Raw genomic sequence first — 11489 nt, forward strand, 5'->3', positions numbered from 1 at the left:
TGCTCTTTATACAAGCAAAAATATGACCATAAGTAATCATTTACGTGGTTAAGGTTTGCTTTGAAATCGCTTATCATTTTGCTGATCGACTCATTATCAGCTCAACCATAGGATCCAGTTATGCGCCAATTGACTACTCAAGATAGTGACTTTGAGCAGCAACTATCTACTTTGCTTGCTTTTGAGACCGTTAACGATGGGGGTTTATTAAAGACTGTTGATGATATTATCGCGCAGGTGCGTGCTCATGGTGATATCGAGGTGTTGGCGTTAACACAAAAATTTGATCAGCATCCTGCCACAACAATGGCCGAGCTAGAGATCTCACAAGAATCTTTAGTGAAAGCTTTTACCACGCTTGATACTGAGGTAAAAGAAGCGCTGAACACCGCTGCCACGCGAGTCAAGGATTTTCATGAGCGTCAAGTACAAGAAAGCTGGCACTATGAAGATGAGTTGGGTAATCGTTTGGGTCAAAAAGTCACGCCGCTTGATCGCGTCGGCATCTATGTGCCCGGCGGCTTAGCCTCTTATCCTTCCTCAGTACTGATGAACGCTATCCCCGCAAAAGTCGCTGGCGTGAGTGAAGTCATCATGGTGGTACCTGCGCCTAATGGCGTGCTCAACCCCTTGGTATTGGCTGCCGCGCATTTGGCAGAAGTTGACCGAGTCTTTACCGTAGGAGGAGCGCAGGCGGTAGCTGCTTTAGCCTATGGCACCGAAACGATTCCGCAAGTAGATAAGATCACAGGCCCAGGTAACAAATACGTCGCTGCCGCTAAGCGTGCCGTTTTTGGTCAAGTGGGCATCGATATGATCGCCGGGCCCTCTGAAGTATTGGTTTATGCTGAAGGCGAAGCCGATGATCGAGCAGACTGGCTAGCGATGGACTTGTTATCACAAGCCGAGCATGACCGTATCGCACAAGCTATTTTTGTCACTACAAGTAGTGAGCAATTAGCCGAGGTCGCTGCGGAGATTGACAAGGCTTTGAGCGAGCTACCTAAAGCGGATATCGCGCGCGACTCTCTGCAAAACCGTGGCGCTTTGATACTGGTTAAAGATAGAAAGGACGGTATGGCACTGATTAATCGTATTGCGCCTGAGCATTTAGAGCTGTCTGTTGATGATCCAGAGAGCCTGCTTGATGACGTTCGTCATGCTGGGGCGATATTTATGGGTCGTCATACTCCAGAGGCTATCGGCGATTACTGCGCTGGACCTAACCATGTCCTACCTACCTCAGGCACGGCCAGATTCTCATCGCCGTTAGGGGTTTATGATTTTCAAAAAAAATCTTCTATCATCTATTGTAGTGAAGGGGGCAGTAAGCCTTTAGCCCAGACCGCTGATATCTTAGCGCAGCGTGAAGATTTAGAGGCGCACGCGCGTTCTGCTCGTTATCGTTACCAGTAAGACTTTATAAATAACTGAATGACAGCATAAAAATATAGACGTACTAATAGATATAATAAACCCTCGATGACTCATAAACAGTCATCATGATGCGGGGCTGATCATTTTTAACTTGTTTCTTAATTGGGGATTTCTAACAGCGTATTACGGTACTATTAATATGGCTGTCAGAGTAGAATAATAGTAGGATAATTTATGAGTGAAATAAAAGTAGATACTAGGCTGTGGTCCACTAAAGCGCGTAATTTATCACCTTACATCCCTGGTGAGCAGCCGCAACACGATAACTTATGTAAGCTTAATACCAACGAAAACCCATTTCCGCCCTCACCAAGAGTCACTGAAGCGATCAGTGCTGTGCTTACACAGCAAGCTGAGGAGCTACGCTTATATCCTGCGCCTGAATCTGACGACTTACGTGCCGCCTTAGCTAGAGCGTATGACCTCGATATCAATCAAGTTTTCGTAGGCAATGGTTCAGATGAAGTACTCGCCTTAATATTTGCCAGCTTCTTTATGAAAGAGCGTCCATTACTAGCGCCCGATATCAGCTACAGCTTTTATCCGGTATATGCCCAGACTTTTGGGGTTGAGCTGGTAAAGATCGCTCTAGAAGCTGATTTCAGTATCGACCCAGATGCTTATCGTCAGCCTTGTAGTGGTATCATCATTGCCAACCCCAATGCGCCAACGGGTCTATTACTCTCGCTCACAGATATCCGTAAGCTAGCCAGCGAACATCCCAATGCCACTATTGTCATAGATGAAGCTTATATTGATTTTGCGCAAGTTGGTGCGGCCGATTCTGCAGCGCCCGTTTCAGCGGTGAGTTTGATTGACGAGCTAGATAATTTATTAGTCACCCAAACCTTTTCTAAATCGCGCTCGCTTGCAGGTCTCAGAGTAGGGATGGCGTTTGGTAATGCCTCGTTGATTGAAGCGTTGACGCGCATGAAAAACAGCTTCAACAGCTATCCGTTAGATAAGCTTGCGCAAGCCGGCGCGACCGCTAGTGTTTTGGATACTGAATATTTTGAGCAGACTTGTCAGCAAGTGATTGATTTGCGTCATTCTTTGACTACCGAATTGGCAGCTTTAGGTTTTGAGGTGTTGCCATCGCAAGCTAATTTTGTTTTTGCGCGTCCTCATGACGGTGATGCTAGTGGTATAGCAGGCGCATTACGTGAGCGAGGCATCATCGTTAGACACTTTGATCAGCCGCGTATTCAGGAATATCTGCGTATTACGGTAGGAACCGCTGAGCAGCATCAGCGTCTCATTACTGCGCTAAAAGAGCTAACAGCTTAATTAAGGCACTTTTTTTGGTTATTAAGATAAGTCTTTATTAGCAATCTGCTTGCGCCAATATTGTAAGCAGATTGCCTACTTTATCTAAGCATTCTTGATACTCGGCATCAACCTCTGAGGCGACAGTAATTCCGCCGCCTGCCCACAGACTGACTTGTTTATGACCATCTTTCGAACTGGTAGCTTGCAAGGTACGAATTAGCACGTTCCATTGACCACTACCATCAAAATTCATATAGCCCAAGGTACCACAATAAGCGCCACGCGGCGCTATCTCAAGCTCTGAGATAACCTCGACCGCGCGTTTTTTGGGTGTGCCAGTAATAGAACCTGCTGGCAAGCTACCAAATAATACAGCCAAGGGATGAGTGTTTGCCTTTAACTCAGCAGTGATAGTACTGACCAGGTGATGGACATTACTAAAGCTCTCAATAGTAAATAACTGCGGTACTTTTACCGACCCTGTCTTAGCGTATTTTCCCAAATCATTGCGTAATAAATCGACAATCATCACATTTTCAGAGCGATCTTTATCGCTGTTGATTAGCTGCTGCTCAAAGGTTGCATCTTCCTCCATAGTAACACCACGCGGCATCGTACCCTTTATAGGTTTAGTCGTGATGGTGTGCTTGTCGCTATTAGAGTCTTTGCTAAAAGTAAAAAACAACTCTGGCGAGCAGCTTAATAATTCAAAATCTGCATTTTTTAGCGCAGAGCTATTTGCAGCGTTTATGCTCATATAACCGGCGAAAGGCGCTTGCGTATTACGCTGTAAGCTGGGTAGATAGTCTATCAAATTTAGGGTGACTGACGTCTTATCTTTAGGATTAGTTAAAGCCGTTAATTTACCCTGCCAAGCCTGGGTAAGGTTGATTTGGTAGCAGTCACCTTGCTGTAGGTAGCGCTGAGTTTGAGCAAAAGCTTGTTGATAGTCACTTTTTTGCCACTGGGGTTGCAGCTTTAAGGGTGCGAGAAGCGGAGTAAGCTGACTTACCGCTTTAGGGTCAGATAAGGTGTCATCTTTACGATCTTGAACCAAATTATATTCTAAAGCGTCGAGATAGGAGACAAGCTGATCTAAGTCATTATCCTCTATCGCGTTGCCTGAGTTATCAGTCGATTTGCAGCTCAGTGACCAGATTATTCCCTCAGCTTCAGTATTCTCATTTGCGCTTAGATAGATATCATAATGACCGAGCGCTGCAAGCGGCGACTCAGCGCTGGTCCTAGTGACCGCTGGGCTTAAATACTGCGCGGCGATGTCATAGCCGATAAAACCAATAAGGCCATGATGATAGTGAGGCGAGCTGAGCGTAGTTTGCGCTGCTTTTTCTAGCTTTTGGTAACCTTGGCAATAAGTAATAAGCTGCTGCTGCCAAGCCTCATAAGTGATATTTTCTGCAGTTGTCGCCCTAGAATCGTTGCGAAACGTTTGAATCAGCTTATAAGACTCTGGCGAATCTGGTATAGAGTAAAGCTGCCAGCTGACTTTAGGCAGCAGACCGATAACCGGCTGACCGTCGTTATCGAGCCAAACCAGTTGCCAGTTTGCCGCGCTGTTTCTAGCGAGCAGCTGCTGCTGCAGTACAGGCAATAACTCCGCGGCAGATAAGTCGCCAAAACGCCAGCTACGATTTGGCATAGCTGGCGTCTCATTAGTAGTAGGGTGTTGAGTACTCATAAATTAAGCGGTAAATTCTTTGATAATCAAGGTCGCATTGGTACCACCAAAACCGAAGCTATTACTCATCAATGTCTTGAGTTCGGTTTCGCGCTTTTGCGTGACAATATCGAAACCAGTGGCGTCTTCATCTAGAGTGTCGACATTGATGCTTGGTGCAATAAAGCCTTCTTGTAGCATAAGCAAGCAGTAGATCAGCTCTTGCGCGCCGACCGCGCCTAAGCTATGACCGGTCATGGACTTAGTGGAGCTTATCGGCGGGACTTTACTGATATCGTCATCGAATACTTTGGCGATGGCTTGCAGTTCAGTGATATCACCTAGAGGCGTACTCGTGCCATGAGTGTTGATATAATCGACGCTCTCTAGGCCTGCATCGTTTAGCGCCTGTTGCATGCAGCGTACTGCGCCCTCACCACTTGGTGCGACCATCTGAGCACCATCGGAGCTGGCACCATAACCGACGATCTCGGCTAAAATAGTAGCGCCGCGCGCCTGGGCATGTTCAAGGCTTTCGACTACTAGCATCGCGCCGCCAGCGGCTATCACAAAGCCGTCGCGGTCTTTATCATAAGCTCTCGAGGCCAGCTTTGGCGTGTCGTTATACTGCGTACTGACCGCGCCCATCGCATCAAACATACAAGACTGTGTCCAGTGCTCCGCTTCGCTACCGCCAGCGAGTACTACATCCGCTTTACCCAATTGGATGAGCTCAGCGGCATGACCGATACAATGCGTTGAGGTAGCGCAAGCGGACGTCAAAGAGTAGGAGACGCCTTGAATCTTGAGGCCAGTCGCTAGTGCCGCTGATACTGAGCTGCCCATGGTTTTGGGCACTGCCATTGCCCCAACACCGCGTAGACCTTTTTCGCGCATCGCATCTACCGCATTGACTATACTCTCAGTCGAAGCGCCGCCTGAGCTGGCAACTAATGCCACGCGTGGATTATTATTAATAGTCTCAAGAGCCAAGCCTGATTGCTCAATAGCGTCTAAAGCGCTGACATAAGCATAAAGGCTAGCATCGCTAAAAAAGCGTTTGAGCTTACGATCGATTTTGGAGGTATCCAATGCTGTTTTATCGATACTGCCGCTCACTTGCGACTTAAATCCATGCTCGGCATAGGACTCATTAAAGGTGATACCAGATTGTCCTTCTCTAAGAGACTGGGTCACACTAGCCAAATCATGACCGATGCAAGAGACGATCCCAGCTCCTGTAATAACCACTCGGCGCATATTCTATTCCTTGTAATAATGATGTTTTTACGATTTTCAGATAGGTTATGAACGGCTGTTCGTTAGCTAGATTATTCGCAATCTAGCCCAATCTGAACCTCAGATAAAGTCATACAATGATACCTTAGTTCCGACTATAATGATGCACAAGCTATGCAATATATTTTACTGACTGGCAAGTATGATTGATTTATAGCGAATCGTTAGACTTTAAAGTGCATAAAGCCATTGCGAGCAGTATTTATCTTTATAAGGAAATTAGAAGCCAGTAGAAGATACAAACTTTATGTTCTCAATAACATTGTTCACACTGACAGACGTTATGAGAATTAGCTACTCTAACAAATGCAAACTTAGTAAAACTCGCAACCCTTTAAATAGAAGTTTTTTTAAAGGTTAAGATACAAACAGCTTAAAATGCAGAACACCTAAAATATAAAGCAATAGGCGCTAACAATAACATTCTGCTAACCCTGTCAATTTAAGGATATAACTATGGCAAAGCGTAACACCCTCTCTAAAGGTATCAGCACTATCGGTCACTTTACTCGTGATAATCTTGAGCGTATGGGCGCTTTTATTGATAGCGCTAACGCCAAGGCAGGCAAACCGCGTCAATATAAAGCGGTCAATCTAGGTGATGAAGATTATCAGCAAGACTTGTTTCGCGAGCAGACGTTAAAGGCCACTCAGCAACTGATCGGCACGCGCTTTGCCACTTATGGCAAGTATGCCAAAAAGATAGTTCCCAATAGCCTTTTTCAATCGACTATCGATAGTGCGTTTGCGCAAGTTGCTAACCTTGCTTCTAGTTGGAGCCGCTTAGACCTGCCAAATGAGCATCGTTTTGCCGATATATCAAACTTAGATGATGAGCAGCGCTATGCGCTAGCAACTGATATTGCTAACCAAAACCGCGCTCTAGCGACATTAGGCGGTATCACCGGCCTTGCTGGTTTGCCAGGCTTACTAGCCGATACTTTGTGGTTACTATTAGTATCACTACGTACCGTTTATCAGCTAGCCGCTGTCTATGATAAACCCTTGACTGGCAAGCAAGGCGTGAAGATGGCTTATGAGCTACTCTCAAGCGCTGATCTGAGTAAGATGCAAGAAAAACAAGCCTTGCTTGCAGGTATCGGGGTAGGTAAAGGGTTACTCGATAATGCGCAACAGCGTGGTCTGCATAGCGAGCTCAAAAACTTAGGTCTAAAAAATCAAAACGTCAACTACTACGCCGAACAAGTCGATAATATTGCCGGACAAGTTGGTATCGATTTGGATCAAATTAACTTATCTTGGTTGCGCCGCTTCTTACCAGCGACTGCTGTCATCGTTGGTATGCGTTATAACAGTAGCTTAATTGACGAAGTCATTGGCGTAGCACAAGCGACTTTTGGGCCTGAGCCTAAGCTTGCCAATAAAGCCATCACTGATGACAGTGGCAGTGAAGCTAAAGTTGAAACCTCTGAGAGCGATAAAGAAGATAGTACTGACCAAGATAAGCAAAGTAAAAACAAATCTGCTAAGACGTCAGAAGATAAAAAACAAACTAGCGATAAAGACAGTGAAGGTGACAAAGAAGGCGTTGATAGTAATAAGGATGATAATGCCAAACAAGATAAGCAACAAGCTCAAGCGAAAAAGTAGTCGAGCAATATAGTTACTGAAATAATTGCTAAGCTAAAATAGGCGGTACTGATAAGCACAGAGTGCTAAAAGTATAGTAGGGTTGATAATATCTCTACTGCTCTTGAAAAAGAGCTCAGTATCGCCATTTAGTATGGACAAGTTAATTTAGCTTATTACAGGTTAAAGACTTATTGCACATTGAAGAATAGTTGTAAAGGGAAATCGCTGATAAGTAGTTGAAATAGCAGCAACATATCTTTATAATATACTGTCCTAAAAATGGGTACTGCCAATATTCACTATTAAGTGGATTGCAAGGCAGATTAGCCCATTTTTTTGTTTTATACCAAACGGGAGAAGGATGCCTTATGGCAACAACTAACCAATTGATTCGTAAGGGTCGCAAAACCATCAAGGAAAAGTCAAAAGTTCCTGCGTTGCAAGCGTGCCCACAGCGCCGCGGTGTATGTACTCGTGTTTATACGACTACACCGAAAAAACCTAACTCAGCTATGCGTAAAGTATGCCGTGTTCGCTTAACTTCAGGTTATGAAGTATCAAGCTACATCGGCGGCGAAGGTCATAACTTACAAGAGCATAGTGTTGTTCTTATCCGTGGTGGTCGTGTAAAAGATCTACCAGGTGTACGTTATCACACCGTTCGCGGTGCACTTGACTGCGCAGGCGTAAAAGACCGTAAGCAAGGTCGTTCTAAGTACGGTGCCAAAAAGCCAAAAGCTTAATATAAGCTGAGCTTTTTGCATTACCCATTTAACTGTGCATAGGCTTGGTGTTACTAGACAAAACTCACTCAGTGATTTTGCTATTGAACATACCACTATGCAGTAAGGCTGACTGATAATGGATGGCTCTGCTCTTATAGATGCAGCTTGAGATTATGAATGTCAGACTCTCCTGAAGATAAGGAAATTTATTATGCCAAGACGTCGCGTCGTAGCTACCCGTGAGATCCTACCGGATCCTAAGTTTGGTAGCCAAACTATCGCTAAATTCATCAACCACGTGATGAGCGATGGTAAAAAATCTACTGCTGAGCGTATCGTATATGGTGCTCTTGAGACGGTAAGCGAAAAGCGCAACATCGAAGATCCAGTATCTTTCTTCGAAGAAGTGCTAGAAAACGTTCGCCCAATGGTCGAAGTAAAAGCTCGCCGTGTTGGTGGTGCAACCTACCAAGTACCAATGGAAGTACGCCCCTCCCGTCGTACTGCCTTGGCTATGCGTTGGTTAGCCGAAGCCGCTGCCAAGCGTTCTGAAAAATCTATGGCACTGCGCCTTGCAGGTGAGCTAAGTGATGCTTCAGAAGGTAAAGGCAATGCTATGAAAAAGCGTGATGAAGTTCACCGCATGGCTGATGCTAACAAAGCATTCTCCCATTACCGCTTCTAAATCACTTATGCTTTTGAACCATTTATAATGGTTAAGTGTTTGTTTATTCTATCGATTACCGCCATCACTATATGGATATTTTTTAACTGCTTTTAATGAAACAGTCAAAATATAATAGTCCAGATGGCGGGTATCTCTTGATACTAGATGAGAGCTAATCCTCAAAATCTTAGTATTCCAAATTTGATACCTTTTTGTTTGTCATATGATCTCTTTTATCTACATAGCATTTCCATCGCTTTGAGCACGATATAAAAGTGGACTGCATGAAAGCCGCCTGCTTTTATCAAGAGACTGTTTTCATTGAACTTCTGAGGTAGAGCAACACCCTATATTAATACATACACGACTTTTCCTAGGAAAATACTATGGCTCGTAAAACTCCCCTAAAGCGCTATCGCAATATTGGTATCTCAGCGCACATTGATGCTGGTAAGACCACCACTACTGAGCGTATTTTATTTTATACTGGTAAAAACCATCAAATCGGCGAAACCCATGATGGCGGCGCAACGATGGACTGGATGGAGCAAGAGCAGGAGCGCGGTATTACTATTACCTCGGCTGCAACCACTTGTTTCTGGAAGGGTATGGATAATCAGTTTGATGAACACCGTATCAACATCATTGACACCCCAGGTCACGTTGACTTCACTATCGAAGTTGAGCGTTCTATGCGTGTTCTTGATGGCGCTTGCATGGTTTATTGTGCAGTAGGCGGCGTTCAGCCACAGTCTGAAACGGTATGGCGTCAGGCGAATAAGTATAAAGTACCGCGTTTAGCGTTCGTCAATAAGATGGATCGTGTTGGTGCTGATTTTTATCGTGCCGTAGAGCAGGTCAAAACTCGTCTTGGCGGTAACCCAGTACCTGTCGTTATTCCAATCGGTAAAGAAGAAGATTTCGAAGGCGTTATCGATCTCATCACTATGAAAGCGATCTATTGGGATGTTGAGTCTCAAGGCATGAAGTTTGAAGAGCGTGAGATTCCAGCTGAGCTACAAGCTAAAGCAGAAGAATATCGCGAGATGCTGGTTGAGACTGCCGCTGAAGCTTCTGAAGAACTAATGAATAAGTACCTAGAAGACGGCGAGCTGTCTGAGGACGAGATTCATAAAGCAATTCGTGAGCGTACTATTGCGAACGAAATCATCCCAATGCTTTGTGGTACTGCCTTCAAAAACAAAGGCGTACAAAAGATGCTAGACGCTGTTATCCGTTATATGCCAGCGCCACATGATGTACCGGCGATTCGCGGTATTCTTGATGATAAAGAAGAATCAGAAGGCTTCCGCGAAGCTTCAGATGAGCAGCCGTTTGCCGCGTTAGCATTTAAGATTATGAATGACAAATTCGTTGGTAACTTAACCTTCGTTCGTGTTTATTCAGGTGTTATGCAGCAAGGTGGCAGTGTCTATAACCCTGTGAAGATGAAGCGTGAGCGTATTGGCCGTATCGTTGAGATGCATGCTAACTCGCAAGAAGAGCTACAAGAAATCCGCTCTGGTGACATCGCCGCTCTAGTTGGTATGAAAGACGTTGGTACTGGTGATACGTTATGTGATGAAAACAATGTCATCACGCTTGAGCGTATGGAGTTCCCAGATCCAGTTATCTCTCTTGCTGTTGAGCCAAAGACTAAAGCTGACCAAGAAAAAATGTCAATCGCTCTAGGTCGCTTGGCAAAAGAAGATCCTTCGTTCCGTGTACATACTGACGAAGAGTCTGGTCAGACGATCATCAGTGGTATGGGTGAGCTGCATCTTGAGATCTTGGTTGATCGCATGAAGCGTGAGTTCAATGTTGAAGCTAATATTGGTGCACCGCAGGTTGCTTACCGCGAAACGATTCGTGAAACCGTTGAGCAAGAAGGCAAATTCGTCCGTCAGACTGGTGGTCGTGGTAAATTCGGTCACGTCTGGTTACGTCTTGAGCCACTTGATCCAGCGGGCGACGTTGAGTATGAATTTGCTGAAGAAGTTGTTGGCGGTGTGGTACCAAAAGAGTATCACGGTGCTGTTGACAAAGGTATTCAAGAGCGCATGAAGAACGGCGTACTCGCTGGTTATCCAGTCGTTGGCGTAAAAGCAACTTTATACGACGGTTCATACCATGACGTTGACTCTGACGAATTATCATTCAAAATGGCAGGTTCTATGGCCTTCAAAAAAGGCTTTATGGCGGCAAACCCTGCGCTACTAGAGCCTGTAATGAAAGTTGAAGTTGAGACGCCAGAAGACTACATGGGCGACATCATGGGCGATTTAAACCGTCGCCGTGGTATGGTTCAAGGCATGGAAGATCTGCCTGGTGGTACTAAGCAGATTCGTGCCGAAGTGCCATTAGCTGAGATGTTTGGTTATGCCACGCAAATGCGCTCAATGTCACAAGGCCGTGCGACTTATTCAATGGAATTCCAAAAGTATGCTGAAATTCCTAAGTCTGTTGCTGCTGAAATCATCTCTAAGTTCAACTCTAAAGATGATGAGTAATTAACTGACTTATGGCAGTGTAGAGCGCCTTTACATGAAAGACCTCTATACTGCTATTAATATACGGTTATTAGAAATACACCAATAATTGGTTAAAAGACTTGTTATTGGTGATTATTTTCTTATAATATCTGCACACTAAGTGCACCTCTAAACATTTATTTCAATGTGGTTGGCATTATCTTAGTCATTTTTATATTAGTCATTTATAACGATAGACCTAGAAGCTGACCCCAATAAAAAGGATACACTCATGGCAAAGGCCAAGTTTGAACGCAACAAGCCCCACGTCAACGTCGGCACCATTGGAC

General features: G+C 44.8%; 8 protein-coding genes. 6 read left to right on the forward strand and 2 right to left on the reverse strand.

From position 1 onward, the window contains the following. Window positions 1–120 precede the first annotated feature (120 nt). Together hisD and hisC are read left to right on the forward strand one after the other, a co-directional pair. Complete coding sequence (gene hisD / locus ACTXGJ_RS11480; RefSeq protein WP_439244267.1) at window positions 121–1416, forward strand: histidinol dehydrogenase; 1296 nt, start codon at window positions 121–123, stop codon at window positions 1414–1416. A 195-nt stretch (window positions 1417–1611) separates the two neighbouring features. Then, window positions 1612–2724, forward strand: coding sequence for a histidinol-phosphate transaminase (hisC, locus tag ACTXGJ_RS11485; protein ID WP_439244268.1), 1113 nt, complete (start codon window positions 1612–1614; stop codon window positions 2722–2724). A 37-nt stretch (window positions 2725–2761) separates the two neighbouring features. Here hisC and ACTXGJ_RS11490 read toward each other — a convergent pair whose 3' ends face one another. Further along, a complete protein-coding gene (locus ACTXGJ_RS11490) occupies window positions 2762–4405 on the reverse strand; it encodes an anthranilate synthase component I family protein (protein ID WP_443566028.1) in 1644 nt (547 codons plus the stop codon). 3 nt (window positions 4406–4408) lie between these two features. After that, the gene (locus ACTXGJ_RS11495; RefSeq protein ID WP_439244270.1) at window positions 4409–5644 is read right to left on the reverse strand and encodes a beta-ketoacyl-ACP synthase II; all 1236 of its coding nucleotides are present in this window, start codon (window positions 5642–5644) and stop codon (window positions 4409–4411) included. 495 nt (window positions 5645–6139) lie between these two features. On the opposite strand from ACTXGJ_RS11495, the gene ACTXGJ_RS11500 reads away from it, so the two are divergent. The 4 genes from ACTXGJ_RS11500 (at window position 6140) to fusA (ending at window position 11178) form a co-directional block, all read left to right on the forward strand. After that, on the forward strand, window positions 6140–7294 hold the full coding sequence (locus ACTXGJ_RS11500; RefSeq protein ID WP_443566029.1) for an EcsC family protein: 1155 nt from the start codon (window positions 6140–6142) through the stop codon (window positions 7292–7294). 350 nt (window positions 7295–7644) lie between these two features. Then, complete coding sequence (rpsL, locus tag ACTXGJ_RS11505; RefSeq protein ID WP_025646352.1) at window positions 7645–8019, forward strand: 30S ribosomal protein S12; 375 nt, start codon at window positions 7645–7647, stop codon at window positions 8017–8019. 193 nt (window positions 8020–8212) lie between these two features. Then, a complete protein-coding gene (gene rpsG / locus ACTXGJ_RS11510) occupies window positions 8213–8686 on the forward strand; it encodes a 30S ribosomal protein S7 (RefSeq protein WP_443566030.1) in 474 nt (157 codons plus the stop codon). Window positions 8687–9054: 368 nt separating this feature from the next. After that, a complete protein-coding gene (gene fusA / locus ACTXGJ_RS11515; protein WP_443566031.1) occupies window positions 9055–11178 on the forward strand; it encodes an elongation factor G in 2124 nt (707 codons plus the stop codon). Window positions 11179–11489 lie beyond the last annotated feature (311 nt).

The organism is Psychrobacter sp. 1Y11 (assembly GCF_052259045.1).
Classification (GTDB): Bacteria; Pseudomonadota; Gammaproteobacteria; order Pseudomonadales; family Moraxellaceae; genus Psychrobacter.